Origin of the sequence: Chryseobacterium sp. IHB B 17019, from assembly GCF_001456155.1 — a bacterium.
Classification (GTDB): Bacteria; Bacteroidota; Bacteroidia; order Flavobacteriales; family Weeksellaceae; genus Chryseobacterium.
The window spans coordinates 388332-409810 of sequence record NZ_CP013293.1 but is presented as its reverse complement, the minus strand read 5'-3'; the positions used below and the strand labels follow the sequence as shown (position 1 = coordinate 409810).

The following is a 21479-nucleotide window of genomic DNA, read 5'->3' as shown; positions in this document are numbered from 1 at the left end:
CACCTCAAAAAATAATATTCTATGAAATCATTTAATAACAGCATAATTTACAGGTTTTCGATCAACCTGTTTTTTGTTTTATTCTTAGGATTATTTAATCTAAGCTATTCTCAAAATCAAATCGAGCCGGAAGCACAGAAAAGTGTACTGTTACCGGAAAGAACGATGTTTTCCGAAAATATTATTTATAAAACAGACCAGCAGGGAAAATCAATATTATTAGATCTTTATAAACCTAAAAAAGCTTCTTCAGAAAAACTTCCTGTTGTCATTTACGTTCATGGAGGAGGTTGGGTGCAAGGTGACAAAATCATCAGAGCCGACAGCTATATTGAAAATACTATTTTAAAATTAATAGAAAAAAACTACGCCGTCATCAGTATTGATTATACTTTGGTAAGCGAGACAGTTCATTTCCCAAGTCCCATTGAGGATACAAAAGATGCGGTAAAATGGGTAAGAAAAAATGCGGATAAATATAATTTTGATCAGAATAATATAGGACTTTTCGGAGCTTCGGCGGGAGCACATCTCTCAATGCTGGCCGCTTATACTAATGATAATGAATTTGTGGGAAACCCAGAGCTTTCGCCATATTCTGCTAAGGTAAATTATGTCATAAGTAATTTCGGGCCGACAGATTTAAACAAACTTTTACACACCCGTGCAGGCAAAATTCCTGTTTTTTTCATTGGGCTGTTTGCCAAAAACATTGTTGATCTGAGGGAAAAAATTGTGACCGGCATGTCCGGCTATGACATTAAAAAAGACAAAAGAAAAGTGATCGAATATTTCAAAACCATCTCCCCGCTCACTTACGTTGACAACGGAATTTCTACGCTTATCGTGCAGGGAGATAAAGATAAAGTTGTTCCCATGAAACAATCTAAAAAACTTCACAGAAAGCTTAAAAAAGAAAACATACAAAACTCACTGACGATCGTAGAGGACGGCCTGCATGGCTTCAGAAGTACGGATAAGAAACATCTGGACAGAATTACCGATGAAATGGTGAATTTTGTAGTTTCCCAGAAGAAATAAATCAGTTGATTGGCTCCGGATACAACTGTCTTCCCCAAAACTGTATATTTCTTTCGTCCAAATTTGAATTAAAAAATAAATGATCAACTTCTTCGACAATCTTTCCTACCGCATTATGATCGGTTGTCCTTATTCTTGTTTCGTGGTTTTCTTTTACACCGTTTCCCGTAAAATTAAGGGAACCCAGATAGGCAATTTCGTTATCTATGATGTAAATTTTACTGTGAATAAAAGTTCTGTTAAAAGATTTTTTATCGGGAGACACAAATACCTTAAAAGGGAATAATTGCCTGTACGTATAATTATATATTCTTTTATTTTTAATTTTCTTAACAGTAAAATCTCTTATCAAAAAAAGTAAAATAACAAGGACAAAGCCATAAAACAATCTCCATTCTTTCAACAAGAACACTAAAGAAAGTACAACGACAGACAGACCTAATATGGTAAGAAGCAATGTGCGCGACAAAGCAATAAGATTATCCCTGGATGCTTTCGCCTCTTCATCAATATGCTTGTTTTGGATGATAAGCTTATTAATATTTCTATCATAATTTCCATAGAAATCTTCAATTCCATCTGTGGTAATCAGACTTATACCGATCCCTTTTGAGTGCAGGAAAATCAATTCTTTAATAAGAAAAGGAGAAAGATAAGGTGATATGATTTTCACATTTCTTTTGGCGCTCCTGATTTCCTCCATTAGCTTTTTCCCTGCACTTTTCCCGATATAGATATCGCAAACTGCATTATTATAGAAAGTTCCCATATAAATTATTCACTTTTAAAAGAATTAAAAATAAAAAAAATTCCGGAAGAATAATCCTCCGAAATTCATATTAGATATATTGAACTAAACTTTATAAACAATTAGCAAATTTATTTCGCTGTTTTGAGCTTTTCAACTCTTTTTATTTCGTTTAGCAGCAGGGGAAATGCCGGCTGGGCCATTCCACCATGATCAAAACCGTCGAGTTCGTATAATGTTGTTTCTTTATGCCCTTTCAACTTCATCATTCGGGCCATGTATGCGTTTTCTTCATACCTTCCCAGCAATTCTTTTTCGCGGTCACCGGTAATTAAAAGCAAAGGCGGGGCATCAGCTCTGATAAAATGAAGCGGCGCCATTTCATCAATTCTGGCATCAAGCTCGTCAATTCCTTTTTCTTTTCTTGTTGTAAAATGAGAGATCATCTGTCCGCTGAAAGGGACAATAGCGGCCAATTTATCAGCGTTTATTCCGTATTTATTTAAATATACTTTGTTTAAACCAACCATTATTGCAAGGTAACCTCCCGCAGAATGCCCTGAAATAAAGATCAGTTCTTGACTTCCGCCATAATTTTTAATATTTTTAAAAACCCAGGCTGTTGCTGCGGCTGCATCTTCAATATATTTTGGAGCGTTCACTTTTGGAGAAAGCCTGTAATTCACACCTACTACTGCAATTCCTTTGTTTTTTAAAGCTTCCGGGATTTCTTTTTCACCGCCCGTCAGACCACCGCCGTGAAACCAGATTACCGTAGAAAAATTTTTCACATTTTTTGGAACATAAATATCCAGCACACATCTTTCCTTGATATAAGCATCAGATGCATTCGTTTTTGTATCATAATAATGAATATTATTAACAATGCTATAATCCTGTGAAAAAAGCGGTTCCGAAAATAAGGTTAAAATTAAAAATACAAGAATTCTGTACATAATAACTGATTTTAAGCTTTAAATATACAAATTCACATTGTCTCAATTTGGGAAAAAATTAAACTTTATTCAAATAAAATAAACATTTTCTGGCCTTGCGATAAATAAAAAAGCCTGCTTTCAAATATGAAACAGGCTTATATTTTGATTATTTTGTACTATATTCTCTCGCAATGACATTTTATATTTTCGTCAGTTTAGCATATTTAAGAATTAAATTCTTCTCACCTTCATGCTGGAAGATTACTTTTGCCTTGATATTTTGAGGATCGGTTCCGTCTAAGAAAGTCACTTCCCCTACTCCGAAGCGATCGTGCCTTACTTTGTCGCCCACTTCGATATCCTGTGAAGAAGCACCGCTTGGGTTAATAATTTTCGCTGTACTTACCGGTTTTAGTTTACGGGGTTCAGCAATAGGTTTTGAATTATCGCTCCTTTCAATACTTTTCTTTTCAACCTTTTTGAAACTTCTAAGCTCAGAAGGATGCTCATCAAAAATATTTGATTTAATTCCTGAATTATTGATAAAACGCTTTTCAATGGCAGGGTTTACAAATTCGATATATTCTTCATCAATTTCACTTAAGAATCTTGATGGTTCCGCATCGGTAATTTTTCCCCACTGGAAACGTGAAATAGCATACGAGAAAAATGCCTGTTTTTCAGCTCTCGTTAAGGCAACATAAAACAAACGTCTTTCTTCTTCCAAATCTTCCCTCGTTGTCGAGCTCATAAAACTCGGGAAAAGGTTTTCCTCCAAACCAACAAGGTGAACTACCGGAAACTCAAGGCCTTTGGACAGGTGAATGGTCATTAACGAAACCATATCATCCTCATTATTTTTGTCCTGAGTATCTGCGGAAAGCGCGATGTTTTCAAGAAAATTCGATAAACTTGGGTCTCCGTCTTCCAGCTGCATCTGCTCTTCAATGAATCCCTGCATGGAGTTCATCAATTCCTGGACGTTTTCTACACGGGAAATCCCTTCCGGAGTCTGGTCGTCTTTTAAAAATTTGATCAGTCCACTTCGTTTTGCAACTTCCATGGCAACGCTATAAGCCGTTTCAGTTTTTAATAACACCTGAAAAGCTTTGATCATTGACCAGAAATCATTCAGTTTATTCAAAACTCCATTGTTAAAGCCTAAATGTGGAGCATATATCGGAAGATTATCCAAAACTTTTGATATAGAAACGTTTTGACTATCTGCAAAAACGATCAATTTATTTTGAGTGGTTTCACCAATTCCTCTTGTCGGATAATTGATAATCCTCGTTAATGCTTCAGAGTCGTTTTCGTTAATTAAAAGCCTCAGGTAAGCCAATAAATCTTTCACCTCTTTTCTTTGGTAGAAAGACAGGCCTCCGTAGACTTTGTATGGAATATTTTTACGCCTTAAAGCGTCTTCAAAAGCACGGGTTTGTGAATTTGTCCTGTATAAAATGGCAAAATCACTATATTTTCTCTGTTCACGATTGTGGATTTCCCAGATATTTCCGGCTACAAAATTCGCTTCATCGGCATCGGAAAGTGAACGGTAGACTTTAATTTTTTCACCTTCTTCATTTTCACTGAAAACATTTTTCTTGAACTGCTGGATGTTTTTAGCAATGACAACATTAGCTGCATTAACGATATTTTGTGTAGAACGGTAGTTTTGCTCCAACGAAACCGTTACGGCATCCGGATAATCTTTTTTAAAGTTTAAAATATTATAAATATTCGCCCCACGGAAAGAATAAATAGACTGGGCATCATCCCCCACCACGCAAATATTTTCAAATTTTGAAGCCAGTGCTTTTACGATAAGATACTGAGAATGGTTTGTATCCTGGTACTCATCCACCAAAATATACCTGAAACGATCCTGATATTTAGCTAAAACTTCCGGAAAACGAGTTAGTAATTCATTGGTTTTTAATAATAAATCATCAAAATCCATGGCTCCGTTTCTGAAACATGCATCAACATATTTTTGATAAATCTGCCCTATGAATTTCATATTGGCTTTTTCATCAGCTTCTATTAATTCGGGGTTGTTGAAGTATGCTTTTACAGTAATCAGATTGTTTTTGTAGGTTGAAATTCTTGCCTGGACTTTTTTGGGTTTATACAAATCAGAATCGATATTCATGTCTTTCAGCACTTTTTTAATGACATTCAAAGCATCCTGCTGATCGTAAATCGTAAAGTTGGAAGGATAGCCCAAGTAATTTGCTTCACTTCTCAGGATTCTCGCAAAAACGGAGTGAAAAGTTCCCATCCAAAGGCTTCTTGCATTGCTGTGCCCCACTACTTTTGCGATACGGTCTTTCATTTCCCGTGCCGCTTTATTGGTAAAAGTAAGGGCTAGAATATTGAAAGGATCGACCCCATTTGTGATCAAATGAGCGATACGCATCGTAAGCACACGCGTTTTCCCGGAACCTGCTCCTGCAAGTACCATCAACGGCCCATTTAAAGTGGTAACGGCTTCAAATTGTGGTTCATTCAGTCCTTTCAAATAATCCTCCATGCTGCAAAAAAAATTAGGAACACAAAATTAGTGTATTCTATGGAGAATTCAAATTGTATTTGGAAGTTAGATATTAGATGGTAGAAATTAGTTTAAAATGCTTTTTTAGTTTAAAACAAAATTATTTTTAAAGAATTATCAATACTAATTTCTACCATCTAATATTCAACCTCTCAAAACAAAATATTATTTCCATTATTGTAACATTTAAAGTAAATTTGACACTAATTGATAAAACAATTTCTACTTTATGAAAAAGCGACTTCTTTCTGTTGCTGCAGCGGCTTTCTTTGGGATGGCTCTGAATGCACAACAAATTAAATTTGAAGAGTATGACTTACCAAACGGTCTTCACGTAATTCTTCATCAGGACAATTCCGCACCAGTGGTAACAACAGGTGTAATGTACCACGTAGGTGCAAAAGATGAAGTAAAAGGCAGAACAGGTTTTGCCCATTTCTTCGAGCATCTTTTATTCGAAGGAACACCAAATATCAAAAGAGGTGACTGGTTCAAAATCGTTTCTTCAAACGGAGGACAAAACAATGCAAACACAACGAACGACAGAACGTACTACTACGAAACTTTTCCTTCAAACAATGAGCAACTTGGCCTTTGGATGGAAGCTGAAAGAATGCGTCACGCTGTGATCAACCAAGTGGGTGTTGATACTCAAAGAGAGGTTGTAAAAGAAGAAAAAAGATTGAGAATGGACAACCAGCCTTACGGAAACCTTTTCTCAACAATTCAGAAAAATTTATTTACAAATCACCCGTACAACTGGCCTACAATTGGGTCTATGGAAGATTTGAACTCTGCAAAGCTGGAAGAATTCCAGGCTTTCTATAAAAAATACTACGTTCCGAATAACGCAACTTTAGTTGTTGCAGGTGACATCAAGCCTGAGCAGACTAAAAAGTGGATCGAAACTTATTATGGAGGTATCCCGAAAGGAACAGTGTATCCAAAAGATTTCCCGAAAGATACTCCTATCACTCAGGAAAAAGAAGTAACGGCAACTGACCCGAACATCCAGCTTCCTGCATATATTTTCGCCTACAGAACTCCAGGTAACAAAGAAAAAGACGCGTATATTTTAGATATGCTTTCTTCTTATTTGAGCAACGGTAAATCTTCTGTTTTATACAAAAAATTAGTAGACCAGGATAAAAAAGCGCTTCAGGTAGCAGCTTTCAACCAGGGTCTTGAGGATTACAGTATTTTCGCATTTTTCGCGATCCCGATGGGACAGACTACAAAACAAGCATTGCAGACGGACATTGATGCTGAGATCAAAAAACTTCAGACGACCTTAATCTCTGAAGAGGATTACCAAAAACTTCAAAATCAGTACGAAAACCAGTTTGTAAACGCTAACTCAAGCATCCAGGGAATTGCTGCTTCATTGGCTACAAACCACGTATTGATGGGTAACACGAATTTGATCAACAAAGAAATAGACATTTACAGATCTATCACAAGACAGGACCTTCAAAATGCTGCTAAAAAGTATCTTAATTCCAACCAAAGAATAATCATTAATTACGTACCTGAAAAAAAGTAATCATTTAGAACTTTTAGGTTAAAATATGATTATTAAAAATTAAATTTTTACAAATGAAAAAGCAATTAACATATATAGCTGCAGCGTTTTTCTTCGCGGGAATGGTTTCAGCACAAAAAATAGATCTTAATGCAATGCCAAAACCGGGGCCAACGCCTGCGATCAACATTGCTAAGCCAAAAACTTTCCAACTAAGCAACGGTCTTACGGTAATGGTTGTAGAAAACAACAAGCTACCGAGAGTAAGCGCGAGCCTTTCTATGGACAGACCTCCATATTATGAAGGAAGTGTAGCGGGTGTAAGCCAAATCATGGCTGAACAGTTCGAAAACGGAACAACAAATATGAGCAAAGATGATTTCAACAAAAAGGTTGATTATCTTGGAGCTAATCTTAACTTCTCTTCGAATGGTGCCGCTGCAAATTCACTTTCAAAATATTTCCCTCAAGTTTTAGGTTTAATGGCTGATGCTATTATTAATCCTAAATTTTCTGCTGAAGAAATTCAAGATTCTAAAGAAAGAGCAATCGAAGGATTAAAATCTGACGAAAAGAATGCTTCTTCTATCGCTTCAAGAGTTTCCAATGCCCTGATGTACGGAAAAAATACTTCAAGAGGTGAATTTGAAACGGTTGAATCTATTAATAAAATTCAATTAGCTGACGTACAAAATACTTACAAAAAATATTACGCTCCGGATAATGCTTACCTGGTAATCGTTGGAGACGTAAAATTTGATCAGGTAAAACCATTAATTGAAAAAGCTTTCAGCGGATGGAAAAAAGCGAATACGCCTATTACTCCACTAGAGCCGGCCACCAATGTTGCTAAAACCGAGATCAATGTAGTGGATGTTCCTAGTGCTGTACAGTCTGTTGTTTCTTTAAACAACCTGAATACGCTGAAAATGAAAGATCCTAACTACTTCCCTGCAACGATCGCAAACTACATCCTTGGAGGTGGTGGTGAAGCAAGACTTTTCATGAACCTTCGTGAGAAAAACGGATTTACTTACGGAGCGTATTCAAACATGAGCGCAAGCAAATATTCTCCGGAATTTTCTGCAAGTGCAAGTGTAAGAAACGAGGTTACAGACAAGGCTGTAAAGGAATTCATGAATGAGCTTAACGCTATTTCCACTGTAAAACCTGAAGAGCTGGAAAATGCCAAGGCAAAACTGAAAGGTTCTTTCATCATGTCTTTGGAGCAACCTGCAACGATTGCAAGATTTGCTTTAAATCAAAAAGTTCAGGACCTTCCTTCTGATTTCTATACCAATTACTTAAAATCTATTGATAAAGTAACTGCAGCAGATGTCTCAAACGCTGTGAAAACTACAATTCTACCAAACCAAAGCAGAATTTTCATCGCTGGTAAAGCATCTGATATTTCTGAAGGATTGGAAAAATTAGGCTATCCTGTAAAGTACTTTGATAAGGACGCAAATCCTGTTGCAAAGCCAACTACACAGAAAGTAGACGCGAATGTAACGGTAGCTTCTATCGCTGACAAATACATCAACGCTATCGGAGGAAAGGCAAATTTGGCTAAAATCAATTCTTACACAACGACTGCTTCTATGTCTATGCAAGGACAAAATATTGATTTTAAAATCATTAAGGCACAAGGCGGGAAAGAAGTAACAACCGTAACTGCGATGGGTCAAGTTGTTCAGAAACAGGTATTTGACGGAAAAACAGGGTATTCTGAGCAAATGGGACAAAAAGTTCCTATGAAAGCTGAGCAGATCGCTGAAAAAATGAAAAATACAGAACTTTTCGAAGAACTTGGTTTTGCAAAGTCTCCTGACTACAAAGTAGCGGGTATTGAAAAGATCGAAGGTGAAGATTCTTATGTAGTGAAAGGTAATAATACAACCTATTACTACAGTGTAAAAACGGGACTAAAAACCGGAGAAACTAAAACGGTAAAAGCTCAAGGAAAAGAAATGAGCATTCCTACAACATACTCTAACTACAAAGATGTAGCCGGCGTAAAAATGCCATACACAATCTCTGTAAACCAAATGGGGATGGACATGAAGATGGAAGTAAAATCCATCGAAGTGAACCAGGCTAAGGACGCTGATTTTAAATAAAAACAAGCTATTTAAATAGAAAAAAGCGGCAACCATGGTTGCCGCTTTTATTTTCTCAATATTTGATGACATCTTTCTTTGTCATTCGGTAAAAAAAGATTAAATTTGCCCATTCTAAAAGATATCAAATTAATGGATTCTATATTTATACTATTGATGGTTCTTGTTATGATTGCCAGCGTTTTATTGGTAATCATCGTTATGGCTCAAAACCCAAAAGGTGGAGGCCTTTCTAGTACTTTCGGGGGCGCTTCCTCTACACAGTTCGGAGTACAGAGAACCAATGACTTTATGGAAAAAGCAACCTGGACTTTAGGTGGAGTGATTATTGTTCTTATCCTTTTAAGTGTTATACTTACAGGTAAGCCTACACAAACAGCACCCGTTCAGCAGCAACCTGTAAAACAGGAAGCTCCGGCAAAATCTGCTCCAGCTTCTACTTCTACACCAGTTCAAGCGCCAGCTAAATAAGCAAATAATATTTTTATATAACAAAAGCAGCTCAAGTTGAGCTGCTTTTTTATTTCAATTTAATTTTTTCAATTTTATGTCTAAGCTTTAGGCCGGCTTTTAAAAATGAATATTGCAAAGGCTTGGATTCTTTATAATATTTATTAATGAAAATCTGCATTGCGCCGTAAAACCTTTCCAGATAAACTTCATTTTTTATTGTACTTTCGCCTTTATAGTGAAAAATTGATGCTTTCCCGTAGTAGAAATTTCTATAACCGTTCATCAGCAAAGTATAGCACAGATCGATATCTTCACCATACATGAAATACGCTTCGTCGAAGCCTCCTACTTTTAGATAAACATCTTTTTTTATCAGCAAAAAAGCACCCGTAATAACGTCCACTTCAGCATTCTCGAATTCACCGATATCATTTCTGTAATACGATTTTGAATTATTCTTTCTAAAATTCGTAAATAATTTTTCAAAAGAATTATACATATCCGGAACCGAACGTTTGCTTTCCGGTAAAAATTCTCCGTTTGCATCGTGCATTCTTACCCCAAGACATCCGAAATCCGATTGAGATTCGGCAAAATCTAAAATATCTTTCATGTAAAAGCCTTCCATCTCGGTATCTGGATTTAAAATAAGAAGATATTCTCCTGTTGCAGATTGTACAGCTTTATTGTTGGCCTTAGCGAAACCCTCATTATTTTCCGAAGATATAAAATGAACTTTGGGAAATTCCGGAATCAGATCTCCCCAGGAAGAATCCGTAGAAGCATTATCGATTACAATCACTTCATAATTCAGATCCTCCATATATTTCTGAATAGAAAGAAGACAGTTCCTAAGTAATTGAGTTACATTGTAATTAACAATTATAATTGAGAGCTTCATGGATTATTTTCTGCTATTATCTTGTTTTAAATTATAATAAAATGTTCTTGCCAGCAAAAGTAAGTATTTAGCTTTATAAAAAAGCTTAAGAGAAAGATACTGAATAGAATTAATTTTCTTTAATTCATATATATCTCTCAAATTTTTCTGAAAACCATCTTCCATAGCAGAAAGATTCGCTGAAAGCCCCGAAACCCCGAAAGTTCTTTTTCCCCCATCCGCAATCAGAAGACTTTCATCAAGAATATACATTTTGTTGTTTTGAGAAACCTTCATCCAATAGTTTAGATCTTCAGCGTATTTCTGATCATCTTTAAAATATCCCGTATTTTCCAAGACTTTTCTTTTGAATATAACGGTAGAAGGCTGAGCTTCATTTCTTAATAATAATTTTGGGAAAGTAATTTCTGCAAGATGATTTTCGACCCGGTAAGGTGGTAGAATTTTGATGTTATTTCTTCTCGTTGCCAGAAAATCAATATCCAAACTTTTATTTTGAAGATATTCTAGCTGTTTTTCTGTCTTTTCCGGCAGCCATTCATCATCCGCGTCCAGTAAAGCGATATATTCTCCTTTCGCAACTTTCAGTCCTGTGTTCCTGGCTTTAGACACTCCTCCATTTGATTGTTCGAGCAACTGAATATTCATTTCTGGATTTTCCTTTCGGTAACTTTCGGTAACATTTTTACTTTTATCAGTAGAGCCGTCATTAATAATAATAATTTCAAATTCCCCCATGCCGACAGTTTGCGCTTTAATAGAATTTAAAGCATTAATTATAGTTCTTTCTGCGTTATACATCGGGATAATTACGGAAATCATTTGTGCAATTTATGAATGTTAAGAGTTGCTTTCGTTGTAGGGCAACCTGTTCATAATCGATCTTCCCAACGAAATCTCATCCGCATATTCCAGCTCATCACCCACCGAAATTCCCCTTGCAATGCTGGAAAAATTTACAGTGAACCCTTTAAACTTTTTATAAATATAATATGCCGTGGTATCACCTTCCATAGTTGCACTTAAAGCAAAAATAAATTCTTTTACCCTTCCATCTTTAAGCTTTTTTTCAATGCTCGGAATGTTTAGCTGATGAGGACCAACACCTTCCATCGGAGAAATTTTCCCGCCTAAAATCAGATATTTTCCGGTATATTTTCCGGTATTTTCGATCGCGATCACATCCCGAACATCTTCTACAATGCAGATCAGCTCGTCATTTCTCTTTTCATTGCTACAAATTTCGCAAACGTCAAAATCAGAAAAGTTATGGCATTCTTTGCAGTATTTTATTTCATTAACAAGGTTAATCAGGGAGTTTCCAAGACTCATCGCCCTGGAATTGGGTTGTTTCAATAAATGTAATGCTAAACGTAAAGCGGTTTTCCTGCCAATCCCGGGCAATCCGGAAATCTCATCCACTGCTTTCGCCAAAACTTTACTTGGGTAATCCATAAGGCAAAAATAAGGATTTATAAGTTAAAAGTTATGAATTTTAAGTTAGAAGTTGTTGGGTAGAAGTCTGTAATTAAGAAAATTAATTTTAATTAAAATTCACTTTATGAGCGGATTTATAAACTATAATTAATTCACTAGTACCTCATAACTCTGAAAAAAAACTTTATCTTTGGTAACCTAATATTAATTGAGAAAAAAATAAACTAAAATGGCACTTAACAATCTAAATTATCCACTGGATTTTAAATTTAAGATCACAACATTAGCAAGTGATTTCAACATCACTGACAAAAACGGCAGCTACGTTGCATATGTTCGTCAGAAAATGTTTAAATTTAAAGAAGATGTTGTTGTTTTTAATGACGAAAGCAAAACTAAGGAACTTTTCAGAATTCAGGCAAACCAATGGATCGATTTTAATGCTTCTTACTCTATCAAAGATGCCATTAATACTAAGAATTATGGAAGATTAGCGAGAAAAGGAATGCGTTCTCTCTGGAAATCAACCTATAATATTTTAGATGAAAATGATCAGCAGAAATTTACGGTAACAGAAGACAATGCGTGGACAAAATTCTTCGACGGAATGGTAAGTGAAATCCCGATTATCGGTATGTTTACAGGGTATTTTCTGAATCCAGCCTATACGGTAACCGGAATTGACGGAAAAGCTTATTTTAAATTAAAAAAAATGCCTTCGTTCTTCGGAAGAAGATTTCAACTGGACAGACTGATTGATATTGATGATGAAGACGAAAGTTTAGTGATTCTTTCATTATTGATGATGACTCTTCTGGAAAGAGCAAGAGGATAATAAAATAAACCACAAACAATGAAATACTTAATTATTTTCGTTGCAGCAATTCTACTGACTGCCTGTAAAAAAGAACAGCAGACAGTTCCGGATTCTGCACGTACAACAGATTCTTTGACAGTTCAGGATACAGCAAAAACGGAAGTTTCTTCCGGAAATGTTCTGGTTGAAACCTTTCCTTTCCATAAAGAAATTAAAGAATGTTCCTGCTATTTTGCAAAAAACAAAGCTGACTTTGAAGCTGAGAAATACATCTATGCCGATGATGCCGGAAAAACAGCGTATATGAAACTGGATGGAAAAAGACAAACCATGAATCTTATCTCGTCAAGCGACATGGAAGTGGATGAAGAATTGAGCAAGGAAATTGAAAGCGGAGATTACAAAATTTCTGTAAAAGGTAAGAAAATAAAAGGTGAAGAAGCTCTGTTATTCCAAGGCACTCTTACGATCGAAAAGCCTGATGGAACAGTAGAAACAATGCCTGTTTACGGAGAATGTGGATGTTAACCCACTTCTAGCTTCTAGCTTCTAGCTTCTAGCTTCTAGCTTCTAGCTTCTAGCAAAAATATTGCTTCTGATTTACGGAAGCATTTTTTATTTCGTAATTTTGAGAAAAATAAAATTCATGGAGCTATCTAATATAGAACCGCAGATAATATGGAAAAATTTCTCCAAATTAAATGCCGTTCCAAGACCATCAAAAAAAGAAGAAAAAGTAATTGCCTTTATCAAAGAATTCGGTGAAAACTTAGGATTGGAAACTAAGGTTGATGAAGTAGGAAACGTTATTATTAAAAAACCTGCCACTGCAGGAATGGAAAACCGAAAATCCGTTGTTTTACAGTCGCATCTGGACATGGTATGCCAGAAAAACAGCGATACAAACTTCGATTTTGAAACAGAAGGCATCAAAATGGAAATAGACGGGGATTGGGTAAGGGCAAAAGGCACTACATTGGGAGCCGATAATGGCTTGGGAGTTGCCACAATCATGTCAATCCTGGAAAGTTCAGACATTCCGCATCCGGCATTGGAAGCATTGTTCACAATTGATGAAGAAACCGGGATGACAGGAGCTTTAGGCCTGAAACCGGGACAATTAACAGGAGATATTTTATTAAATCTTGATACAGAGGAAGATGATGAGATTGATATAGGCTGCGCCGGTGGAATTGATGTAACGATTACTCAGACTTATGCTACAGAAGCCGCCAAAGGGCAAATTGTAAGAATTGAAGTGAAAGGATTACAGGGTGGACATTCCGGGATGGATATTCACAAAGGTTTCGGCAATGCCAACGTAATTTTAGGAAGGCTGCTTTACAAAGGACTGGAAAAAGAAAATATTCAATTGATTTCAATTGACGGTGGAGGATTGAGAAATGCCATCCCAAGAGAAGCTGTAGCAACTGTTTCTGTGAGAAATGCACAGGAATTCATTGATGAAATAACAACGGGTCTTAAAAAAGAAATTCTTGAAGAGTTCGCTACTCTCGAGCCTAATATTCATATCAATATTGAAAACTCAACATCTTCTGAGAAAGCAATTTCTGAAACGGATTCAAAGAAAATTATTCTGACGTTAAAATCCCTTCACAACGGGGTTTACAGAATGAGCCCGGATGTAAAAGATTTGGTAGAATCTTCAAACAACGTGGCAAGGGTTGAATTAAAAGGCGGAGAATTGAAAATTTTAAACCTTTCCAGATCATCAGTAGAATCATCTAAATTTTCTGTAGCAGAACAATTAAAATCTGTTGCAGAATTAGCAGGAATGAACACCGTATTCAGTGGTTCTTATCCGGGTTGGAAGCCGAAACCAGGCTCTGAAATCGTTCAGCTGATGGAAAAGATTTATACTGAAAAATTTGGAGAAAAACCGCATGTTGTTGCCTGTCACGCCGGTTTGGAATGCGGAATCATCGGAGCCAATTATCCTGAAATGGAAATGGTAAGCTTCGGGCCAACCATTCGTGGTGCCCACTCTCCAGATGAGAAGGCAAACATCCCTTCAGCACAGAAATTCTGGAATTTTACTAAGGAGATTTTAGCGAATATTCCTCAGAAATAATTTTAAATTAAATTCTAAACATAATCTTTGTCATTCCGTAGGAATCCAGTCGTTATTTAATAACAAAATTGAGATTCTTACAGAATGACAATTTTTGTGATTATTTGTGTAAATATTTATGACATTTGTGTTTAAAAACAATTAAAAGACAATGAAAAGCATCACTGTATTTTGCGGTTCAAGTTTCGGTTCTGATACTGTTTTTGAAGAGCAGGCAACTTTGCTTGGACAAACTTTAGCAAAACAAAATATACAATTGGTCTACGGAGGATCAAATACCGGTTTAATGAAAGCCGTGGCAGATGGAGCCCTGAACGCAGGCGGAAAAGTTACCGGCGTTTTACCCCACTTTTTACAATCCAAAGAAATTGCTCATAAAAACCTGACTGAATTGATTTTAGTCGAAACCATGCACCAAAGAAAAACCAAAATGAATGAATTGTGCGACGGTGTAATCGTTCTTCCGGGAGGTTACGGAACCTTGGAAGAATTCTTTGAAATGATAACTTGGGCACAGCTTGGACTTCACAAAAAACCTATAGGCATTTTGAATATTGACGGATTTTATGATGATTTGATTAAGCTTGTTCAAACAATGGTAGATAAAGGTTTTTTAAAGCAAATTAATCGTGATATGTTATTGATGAGTGATAATATTGATGAGTTACTGGAGAAAATGAGAAATTATCAGGCTCCAACGGTTGGGAAATGGATTTCGAAGGAGGAAGTTTAGCTTTATATAAATATAATGGAAAATACATCTTTCAAAACACTTGAAATTCCTGAACCATGGTATTGGACTAATGAAAATTTATCCGATCAATTACAGATCGAATTAAATAAAGATCATATTTTAAAAGGAAAGATTGTAAAAACAGTTGCACGTAGACAAGATAATGATGATATATTATTTGAAATGGAAAAGGGAAAGTATGCAGTTGTACATCTAACTTGGCAAAAATTTGCTTATAAAGATACATTATTCCCGATTACAGAACTATATAAAAACTGGCAAGATGTATTTGAAAACAGAATTTTAATTGATGCGAAAAATTTTCAACTATAAATAGAGAACTCCTGAAAAATTAATCTTCAGGAGTTTTTTATTTTAAATTAAAATAATTTTCTTTTTTAAGGATAAGGAGCAATCTCCACTTCCAACCCTTCCATATCCATTGCCATATGCAGCTGGCAACCCAATCTGCTGTTTTCCTTTACATGGAAAGCTTCGGCGAGCATTGCATCTTCCTCATCGCCCATTGGCTCAAGTCCGGGATCGCTGATTACGTAAACCTGACAAGAAGCGCACATCGCCATTCCTCCACAAACCCCGATCGTTCCTTCTTCTGCCAATTCATACGAACGGATGATTTCCATCAAATTCATGGACATATCCGTAGGAGCTACTACATCGTGAGTTACACCTTCTCTGTCGGTGATTTTTATATTGATATCTGACATAATTTTGCAAAATTAGTCAATTTTTTTCACAACAGCTTTCTCCGCCTCTTTTCTGCTTCCATCGAATCCGTCTACACCACTTACCGTTGTGTATTTTAATACGAATTTTTTACCCGGATTTAATCTGTTATAAACGCTCTGGCACATCAAAGTAGCTTCATGGAAACCACAAAGAATCAGCTTCAATTTTCCAGGATAAGTATTGATATCTCCAATTGCATAGATACCTTCGATGTTCGTCTGATAATCCAAAGCATTGTTTACAACGATTGCATTTTTCTCAATATTCAATCCCCATTGAGCAATTTCCCCCAATTTTGGAGTCAACCCGAATAAAGGAATAAAGTAATCAGTTTCAATATCATGCGGCTCCTGACCGTCAACTTCTACAGTGATGGCTTCAACTTTACCTTCACCTTTGATCGCTGTAACTTCAGCCGGCGTAATTAATTTAATTTTACCCTGGTTTTTCAGATCCTGAACCTTTTCTACAGAATCTAAAGCTCCACGAAACTCATTTCTTCTGTGAATCAAAGTTACCTCACTGGCGACATTAGACAAGAAAATACTCCAGTCAAGCGCAGAATCTCCACCACCGGCAATCACTACTTTTTTATTTCTGAAATGCTCAGGCTCTTTTACAAAATATTCAAGGCCTTTTTCTTCATACTCAGCAATATTTTCAATGGTTGGTTTTCTCGGTTCAAAAGTTCCCAGACCACCTGCAATGGCAATTGCTTTAGCTCTGTGAACAGTTCCTTTATTGGTAACCACTTCAAACCATTCATCATCCACTTTGGTATAAGAAACAGCTGTTTCACCCAATGTAAAACCAGGTTGGAACTGCTTGATCTGCTCCATTAAATTATCGATCAGCTCCCCTGCATTTACCGACGGATAACCCGGAATATCGAAAATAGGTTTTTTAGGATAAAGCTCTGCCAATTGTCCTCCCGGCTGAGGAAGTGCATCAATGATATGGCACTTCATTTTTAATAAACCCGCTTCAAAAACTGCAAAAAGTCCCGTAGGTCCCGCTCCTATGATCAATATATCGGTAGTTATCATATTCGTAAAGATAATTTAATTATACATGTAGCTGCAAATTTACTAATTTTAATGCGAAGCATATTTAATTCATTCTAAATAAAAAACTGAGATTTATCAAATATCCTAAAAATCTTTGTTTTAATTTGGCAACGTTTTTGTAAAACTTTAGTTATGAAGAAAATTTTCAATTTTTTAGCAATATTTATATTCTTTCTGGGCTTTGGCCAAATTGATAATATTGCAGACGGCGAATCCATTACTTTCAGGATCCACTACGGGTTTCTGAATGCCGGAACAGCCACTTTGACCACTCAAAAAACCAATTACAGAGGCATTCCTCATTTATATGCAAAAGGTACAGGCGCAACAACAGGGGCTGTAAAAGCCTTTTTCAAAGTTGAAGATTTGTATGAAAGTTTCATTAATGTAAATACCGGTCTTCCAAGTTTTTATGTAAGAAATGTAAAAGAAGGAAGCTATTCCCAACATTTTGAAACGGTTTTCAATCACGATAATAATACTCTGATTTTAACGGATAAAAAAACTCCGGCCAACGGATCTAAAGTTATTAAATCTGTAAAAGGTGTTCAGGATATGCTTTCCTGTTTCTATTATTTAAGAAGTAAAAGCCCAAATGAACTGAAAGTAGGAACTGTACTCAACATGAATGTATGGATCGATGATGAGATGTTTCCTTTTCAGCTAAAGGTTATCGGAACAGAAAATCTTAAAACAAAATTCGGGACCATTAATTGCCTGAAAATTATACCGTCCGTAAAAAGCGGCAGGGTTTTTAAAGAAAAAGAAGGTGTTACCATGTGGGTTTCCAATGATGCAAACCACGTCCCAATGCTGTTGAAGGCCGAATTGGCGGTGGGTTCATTAAAAGCAAGTATTGATGATTTTAAGAATGTAAAATATCCTTTAAAATTCTCAAAATAAACATATAGTTAAGTTTTTTTAACCATGAAAATGTCTGTAATTCCACAGGCATTTTTTTTATTGTGACATGTAATAAATCTTAGATTTGAATTGTCTTGATTCTATAACACTAAGAACCATGAAAATCATTACTGAAAATTGCAAAAGAACTGACAGAAAGAGACGGCATCAGCAATGATGATTTTTTTGTATGACATGCTTTTCAGTGAGCCTACTGTGAATAATTTTTCTATAAAGCTGACTTACTTTTTAGACTACAACAGGGTGAAGTACGGGACAAAGAAAAAAGCTGCAAAAAAGTTGATTGTTAAGTTTTAAAAACATTCCAAAACAACAAAAATTATAATAACCGTAGTAAATTTTTCAATAATCAGTTTTTAATTACGTTTTGTTTCTTAGGTCAGTAATTAAAAACAAAAAACCTCCGATAATTTCGGAGGTTTGATTTTTTATAAAGTTTTAAACTGTTCTAAAGTTCTTATATCATTTTCGAAGAACATTCTGATATCACTCATTTGGTAAAGAAGCATTACGATTCTTTCGATTCCCATTCCGAATGCATATCCAGAATATTTCTCGGAATCAATATTGACGTTTTTCAAAACGGCAGGATCTACCATTCCGCATCCCATGATTTCCAGCCAGCCTGTTCCTTTTGTGATTCTGTAATCAGTTTCAGAATTCAGTCCCCAATATACGTCGATCTCGGCACTTGGTTCCGTGAAAGGGAAATAAGAAGGTCTCAATCTGATTTTAGACTTTCCGAAAAGCTCAGTGGTAAAAAACTGAATGGTTTGTTTTAAATCAGCAAAGCTCACATTTTCATCAATATATAATCCTTCAATCTGATGGAAAATACAGTGCGAACGTGAAGAAACCGCTTCATTTCTGAACACCCTTCCCGGAGATAAAATCCTGATCGGTGGCTGATTTTCTTCCATATAACGGATTTGTACAGAGGAAGTATGCGTTCTCAACAAGATATCCGGATTTTGCTCAATGAAGAATGTATCCTGCATATCTCTTGCAGGATGATATTCGGGAAGATTAAGGGCGGTAAAATTATGCCAGTCGTCCTCGATTTCCGGCCCATCTGCTACAGCGAACCCGATAGATTTAAAAATTTCGATGATCCTGTTTTTTACTAGATTAATAGGATGTCTCGAACCCAGATCCAATGGAAAAGCAGGTCTCGTAAGATCTTCTTTTTCTATAACAATAGAAGATTCCGAAGCATTTTTCAAATCCTCCAGCTTTACGTTTACAGCCTGCTTCAGAGTATTGATCTTCTGTCCGAAATCTTTCTTCTGGTCATTGGGAACCTCTTTAAATTTTTCAAAAAAATCGTTCAGAATTCCTTTCTTACCATTGTACTTGATTCGGAAGTTTTCAATCTCTTCTTTAGATGTAGCATTGAAGCTGTTTACCTCGACGAGTAATTCTTCTATCTTTTCTATCATTGTTTTACCCTTTCAAAAATGTTTTGCAAAAATACGTTTTTTCAATTGAATATTTTTCCTTCTTTTGTTAAAAAAATCTGCCCCATTTCGGAGGCAGACTTCAATCACTTATTTCACTTAAATAAAAAAATTATTTTTATTTTTCTTTACAGGTAGAACACTCTATAAGGAATAACCGACAGTCAATTGCCAGCACTATCCTAATATCATCCCTATTTCTTTTCAAGAGCTTTTACGTTGATCTGAAGAGTCACCTCATCTTTAATCACACCGTTTGCCGCTGGGGCCTGGAATTTCACACCAAACTCTTCTCTTTTAATATCTTTCGGTTCTGTTGCAATGCTTACTTCTCCTTCTTTCACGGAGACGTTTGCTTTGAAAGAAACCGGTTTTGTAATTCCTTTAATAGTAAGATTACCATCCAAAACCGTGTTGTAATCACCCTCTGCAGATGGAGTCACTTTTGTAATTTCATAAGAAGCGGTAGGGAATTTTCCTGTTTCAAAAAAATCTCCGCTTTTCAGATGTCCGTTCAGTTTTCCCAATTGGTCGGCATCATTTTGTAAATCAACCGATGTTAAAGAATTCATATCCGCAACAAATTTTCCGCTTTCCAGTCTCCCGTCTTTTATCGTTACATCGCCGCTTTCAAACTTGATAGTTCCGAAATGGCTGGTATTTTCAGATTTAAAAATTTTATATCCTTTCCATTCCACTCTGCTGTTTAAAGTGTCCACCACAAACTGAGCTCCGTCTTTAGTTGTTGTCACCTCATTGCTTTCGCTGGAAAGTGGCTTGTCTTTTTTACAAGAAATCACTACAGCAGTTGCAAAAAGTGCAGGAATAACTAAGGAAAACAGCCTTCTCTTCATAATTTTTGAATTTTTCAATACTCCCGCTAATATAATAAAAATAATTGTTCTTTCCTAAAAACATTTCATTTCATTACATTTGTATTATGCTATTAGAAATAAACAATTTATTTTTTTCATATTCTAAAGAAAAACCCCTGTTTCAGAACCTTACCCTAAGGTTTGAGGAAGGTAAAATTATCGCTCTGGCCGGAGAAAGCGGATGCGGGAAATCAACATTGTTAAGTTTGATTTACGGGCTACTTGACTGGGAAAGCGGAGATATTATTTTCGATGGAGAAAAATTGATGGGTCCGAAAGGAAATCTTGTTCCCGGAGAAGCGAAAATGAAATTTGTAGCCCAGAATTTTGATCTGATGCCTTATGCAACCGTTGCCGAAAATGTGGGAAAATTTATTTCAAATATTAATTTAGCAAAGAAAAAAGAAACCGTTGCAGAACTTCTGGAAGTTGTTGGTCTCGAGGAATTTGCCAATACATTACCTAAAAATTTAAGTGGTGGACAGCAACAAAGAGTTGCCATCGCAAGGGCACTTTCTGTTCTTCCGAAGCTTTTGATTCTTGACGAACCTTTCAGTAATCTGGATTTTTCGAGGAAGATTGAACTTCGCGAAAGGTTATTCCGATTTGTAAAGCAGCAGAATATTTCTTTGATTATTTCAACGCATGAGCTTCAGGATATTGTCCCGTGGCTGGATCAGATTATTGTTCTCCAGGACGGAAGATTAATTCAAAATGACAATCCTGAGGAGACTTTCAGAAGTCCGTATAATTCTTATGTAGCCAAGCTTTTTGGAGAAGTAAATATTTTTAATGAAAATGAAATTTCTGAATTTCAAATACCAAGGTTTTCGTATTATCCGCATGAAATTAAAATTTCAGAAAATGGCTTTGAAGCCGAGGTTCTGGAAAGCAGATTTGCTGGAAATCATTACTGGAATAAGGTGAAAACGAAAGGTAAGGAATTGGTTGTTTATACGAATGAGAAAATTGAAAATAAGACAATTAAATTTTCTTTTGTTGGCTAAAAATATCAACCCGGAAGGTTTGTCATTCCGTGTAATATAAATA

The 21479-nt window shown here is 35.9% G+C and carries 22 protein-coding genes; 12 read left to right on the top strand and 10 right to left on the bottom strand.

Going from position 1 to position 21479, the window contains the following annotated elements; genetic code table 11:
• Positions 1-21 precede the first annotated feature (21 nt).
• Complete coding sequence (locus tag ATE47_RS01945) at positions 22-1041, top strand: alpha/beta hydrolase (protein WP_062160379.1); 1020 nt, start codon at positions 22-24, stop codon at positions 1039-1041.
• 1 nt (position 1042) lies between these two features.
• On the opposite strand, the gene ATE47_RS01940 is transcribed toward ATE47_RS01945, so the two are convergent.
• The 3 genes from ATE47_RS01940 to ATE47_RS01930 all read right to left on the bottom strand — a co-directional run bounded on the left by ATE47_RS01940 (position 1043) and on the right by ATE47_RS01930 (position 5260).
• Positions 1043-1810, bottom strand: a complete 768-nt coding sequence (locus ATE47_RS01940) for a phospholipase D-like domain-containing protein (protein ID WP_062160378.1) — start codon at positions 1808-1810, stop codon at positions 1043-1045.
• A gap of 110 nt (positions 1811-1920) precedes the next feature.
• Positions 1921-2745 (bottom strand): alpha/beta hydrolase, encoded by an 825-nt coding sequence (locus tag ATE47_RS01935; protein ID WP_062160377.1) that lies wholly within the window; start codon positions 2743-2745, stop codon positions 1921-1923.
• A gap of 181 nt (positions 2746-2926) precedes the next feature.
• Positions 2927-5260, bottom strand: a complete 2334-nt coding sequence (locus tag ATE47_RS01930) for an ATP-dependent helicase (RefSeq protein ID WP_062160376.1) — start codon at positions 5258-5260, stop codon at positions 2927-2929.
• A gap of 250 nt (positions 5261-5510) precedes the next feature.
• Between ATE47_RS01930 and ATE47_RS01925 the strand changes: the two genes are divergently transcribed.
• The 3 genes from ATE47_RS01925 to secG all read left to right on the top strand — a co-directional run bounded on the left by ATE47_RS01925 (position 5511) and on the right by secG (position 9394).
• Positions 5511-6824, top strand: a complete 1314-nt coding sequence (locus ATE47_RS01925) for a M16 family metallopeptidase (RefSeq protein ID WP_062160375.1) — start codon at positions 5511-5513, stop codon at positions 6822-6824.
• Between the two features lie 53 nt (positions 6825-6877).
• Complete coding sequence (locus ATE47_RS01920; protein ID WP_062160374.1) at positions 6878-8923, top strand: M16 family metallopeptidase; 2046 nt, start codon at positions 6878-6880, stop codon at positions 8921-8923.
• A 132-nt stretch (positions 8924-9055) separates the two neighbouring features.
• Positions 9056-9394: a preprotein translocase subunit SecG gene (gene secG, locus ATE47_RS01915; RefSeq protein WP_062163410.1), complete on the top strand. Its 339-nt coding sequence runs from the start codon at positions 9056-9058 to the stop codon at positions 9392-9394.
• Positions 9395-9443: 49 nt separating this feature from the next.
• Here secG and ATE47_RS01910 read toward each other — a convergent pair whose 3' ends face one another.
• From ATE47_RS01910 to recR, 3 genes are read right to left on the bottom strand one after another with little or no spacing between them, the layout of a single operon-like run.
• Complete coding sequence (locus ATE47_RS01910; protein ID WP_062160373.1) at positions 9444-10277, bottom strand: glycosyltransferase family 2 protein; 834 nt, start codon at positions 10275-10277, stop codon at positions 9444-9446.
• 3 nt (positions 10278-10280) lie between these two features.
• Positions 10281-11099: a glycosyltransferase family 2 protein gene (locus tag ATE47_RS01905; RefSeq protein WP_062160372.1), complete on the bottom strand. Its 819-nt coding sequence runs from the start codon at positions 11097-11099 to the stop codon at positions 10281-10283.
• A gap of 18 nt (positions 11100-11117) precedes the next feature.
• Entirely contained in the window at positions 11118-11732 is a 615-nt protein-coding gene (gene recR / locus ATE47_RS01900; protein ID WP_062160371.1) for a recombination mediator RecR, read from the bottom strand.
• A gap of 211 nt (positions 11733-11943) precedes the next feature.
• Here recR and ATE47_RS01895 point away from each other — a divergent pair, with 211 nt between their 5' ends.
• From ATE47_RS01895 to ATE47_RS01875, 5 genes are all read left to right on the top strand, one after another.
• Positions 11944-12549: a hypothetical protein gene (locus ATE47_RS01895; protein ID WP_062160370.1), complete on the top strand. Its 606-nt coding sequence runs from the start codon at positions 11944-11946 to the stop codon at positions 12547-12549.
• An 18-nt stretch (positions 12550-12567) separates the two neighbouring features.
• Positions 12568-13059: a hypothetical protein gene (locus ATE47_RS01890; protein WP_062160369.1), complete on the top strand. Its 492-nt coding sequence runs from the start codon at positions 12568-12570 to the stop codon at positions 13057-13059.
• Positions 13060-13177: 118 nt separating this feature from the next.
• Positions 13178-14623: an aminoacyl-histidine dipeptidase gene (locus ATE47_RS01885; protein ID WP_062160368.1), complete on the top strand. Its 1446-nt coding sequence runs from the start codon at positions 13178-13180 to the stop codon at positions 14621-14623.
• Between the two features lie 151 nt (positions 14624-14774).
• Positions 14775-15356, top strand: coding sequence for a TIGR00730 family Rossman fold protein (locus tag ATE47_RS01880; RefSeq protein ID WP_062160367.1), 582 nt, complete (start codon positions 14775-14777; stop codon positions 15354-15356).
• 15 nt (positions 15357-15371) lie between these two features.
• Complete coding sequence (locus ATE47_RS01875; protein WP_062160366.1) at positions 15372-15689, top strand: hypothetical protein; 318 nt, start codon at positions 15372-15374, stop codon at positions 15687-15689.
• A gap of 65 nt (positions 15690-15754) precedes the next feature.
• Here ATE47_RS01875 and ATE47_RS01870 read toward each other — a convergent pair whose 3' ends face one another.
• Both ATE47_RS01870 and ATE47_RS01865 read right to left on the bottom strand, forming a co-directional pair.
• A complete protein-coding gene (locus ATE47_RS01870; RefSeq protein ID WP_062160365.1) occupies positions 15755-16084 on the bottom strand; it encodes a 2Fe-2S iron-sulfur cluster-binding protein in 330 nt (109 codons plus the stop codon).
• Between the two features lie 12 nt (positions 16085-16096).
• Complete coding sequence (locus ATE47_RS01865) at positions 16097-17152, bottom strand: NAD(P)/FAD-dependent oxidoreductase (protein ID WP_062160364.1); 1056 nt, start codon at positions 17150-17152, stop codon at positions 16097-16099.
• A gap of 153 nt (positions 17153-17305) precedes the next feature.
• Between ATE47_RS01865 and ATE47_RS01860 the strand changes: the two genes are divergently transcribed.
• Together ATE47_RS01860 and ATE47_RS19500 are read left to right on the top strand one after the other, a co-directional pair.
• Complete coding sequence (locus ATE47_RS01860) at positions 17306-18076, top strand: DUF3108 domain-containing protein (RefSeq protein WP_062160363.1); 771 nt, start codon at positions 17306-17308, stop codon at positions 18074-18076.
• A gap of 174 nt (positions 18077-18250) precedes the next feature.
• Positions 18251-18394 (top strand): DUF5916 domain-containing protein, encoded by a 144-nt coding sequence (locus ATE47_RS19500; protein WP_442857075.1) that lies wholly within the window; start codon positions 18251-18253, stop codon positions 18392-18394.
• 131 nt (positions 18395-18525) lie between these two features.
• On the opposite strand, the gene pheS is transcribed toward ATE47_RS19500, so the two are convergent.
• Complete coding sequence (gene pheS, locus ATE47_RS01855; RefSeq protein ID WP_062160362.1) at positions 18526-19536, bottom strand: phenylalanine--tRNA ligase subunit alpha; 1011 nt, start codon at positions 19534-19536, stop codon at positions 18526-18528.
• 212 nt (positions 19537-19748) lie between these two features.
• Positions 19749-20408 (bottom strand): YceI family protein, encoded by a 660-nt coding sequence (locus ATE47_RS01850; RefSeq protein WP_062163409.1) that lies wholly within the window; start codon positions 20406-20408, stop codon positions 19749-19751.
• An 86-nt stretch (positions 20409-20494) separates the two neighbouring features.
• On the opposite strand from ATE47_RS01850, the gene ATE47_RS01845 reads away from it, so the two are divergent.
• Positions 20495-21436, top strand: coding sequence for a sulfate/molybdate ABC transporter ATP-binding protein (locus ATE47_RS01845; protein ID WP_062160361.1), 942 nt, complete (start codon positions 20495-20497; stop codon positions 21434-21436).
• The last annotated feature ends 43 nt before the right edge of the window (positions 21437-21479 follow it).

Coding starts and splice junctions, on each gene's coding strand:
- ATE47_RS01905 (WP_062160372.1), bottom strand. CDS start 11,099: ATGATTTCCGTAATTATCCCGATGTATAACGCAGAAAGAACTATAATT.
- ATE47_RS01890 (WP_062160369.1), top strand. CDS start 12,568: ATGAAATACTTAATTATTTTCGTTGCAGCAATTCTACTGACTGCCTGT.
- ATE47_RS01935 (WP_062160377.1), bottom strand. CDS start 2,745: ATGTACAGAATTCTTGTATTTTTAATTTTAACCTTATTTTCGGAACCG.
- pheS (WP_062160362.1), bottom strand. CDS start 19,536: ATGATAGAAAAGATAGAAGAATTACTCGTCGAGGTAAACAGCTTCAAT.
- ATE47_RS01870 (WP_062160365.1), bottom strand. CDS start 16,084: ATGTCAGATATCAATATAAAAATCACCGACAGAGAAGGTGTAACTCAC.
- ATE47_RS01945 (WP_062160379.1), top strand. CDS start 22: ATGAAATCATTTAATAACAGCATAATTTACAGGTTTTCGATCAACCTG.
- ATE47_RS01940 (WP_062160378.1), bottom strand. CDS start 1,810: ATGGGAACTTTCTATAATAATGCAGTTTGCGATATCTATATCGGGAAA.
- ATE47_RS01930 (WP_062160376.1), bottom strand. CDS start 5,260: ATGGAGGATTATTTGAAAGGACTGAATGAACCACAATTTGAAGCCGTT.
- ATE47_RS01845 (WP_062160361.1), top strand. CDS start 20,495: ATGCTATTAGAAATAAACAATTTATTTTTTTCATATTCTAAAGAAAAA.
- ATE47_RS01880 (WP_062160367.1), top strand. CDS start 14,775: ATGAAAAGCATCACTGTATTTTGCGGTTCAAGTTTCGGTTCTGATACT.
- ATE47_RS19500 (WP_442857075.1), top strand. CDS start 18,251: ATGATGATTTTTTTGTATGACATGCTTTTCAGTGAGCCTACTGTGAAT.
- ATE47_RS01850 (WP_062163409.1), bottom strand. CDS start 20,408: ATGAAGAGAAGGCTGTTTTCCTTAGTTATTCCTGCACTTTTTGCAACT.
- ATE47_RS01885 (WP_062160368.1), top strand. CDS start 13,178: ATGGAGCTATCTAATATAGAACCGCAGATAATATGGAAAAATTTCTCC.
- recR (WP_062160371.1), bottom strand. CDS start 11,732: ATGGATTACCCAAGTAAAGTTTTGGCGAAAGCAGTGGATGAGATTTCC.
- ATE47_RS01925 (WP_062160375.1), top strand. CDS start 5,511: ATGAAAAAGCGACTTCTTTCTGTTGCTGCAGCGGCTTTCTTTGGGATG.
- ATE47_RS01860 (WP_062160363.1), top strand. CDS start 17,306: ATGAAGAAAATTTTCAATTTTTTAGCAATATTTATATTCTTTCTGGGC.
- secG (WP_062163410.1), top strand. CDS start 9,056: ATGGATTCTATATTTATACTATTGATGGTTCTTGTTATGATTGCCAGC.
- ATE47_RS01875 (WP_062160366.1), top strand. CDS start 15,372: ATGGAAAATACATCTTTCAAAACACTTGAAATTCCTGAACCATGGTAT.
- ATE47_RS01865 (WP_062160364.1), bottom strand. CDS start 17,152: ATGATAACTACCGATATATTGATCATAGGAGCGGGACCTACGGGACTT.
- ATE47_RS01910 (WP_062160373.1), bottom strand. CDS start 10,277: ATGAAGCTCTCAATTATAATTGTTAATTACAATGTAACTCAATTACTT.
- ATE47_RS01920 (WP_062160374.1), top strand. CDS start 6,878: ATGAAAAAGCAATTAACATATATAGCTGCAGCGTTTTTCTTCGCGGGA.
- ATE47_RS01895 (WP_062160370.1), top strand. CDS start 11,944: ATGGCACTTAACAATCTAAATTATCCACTGGATTTTAAATTTAAGATC.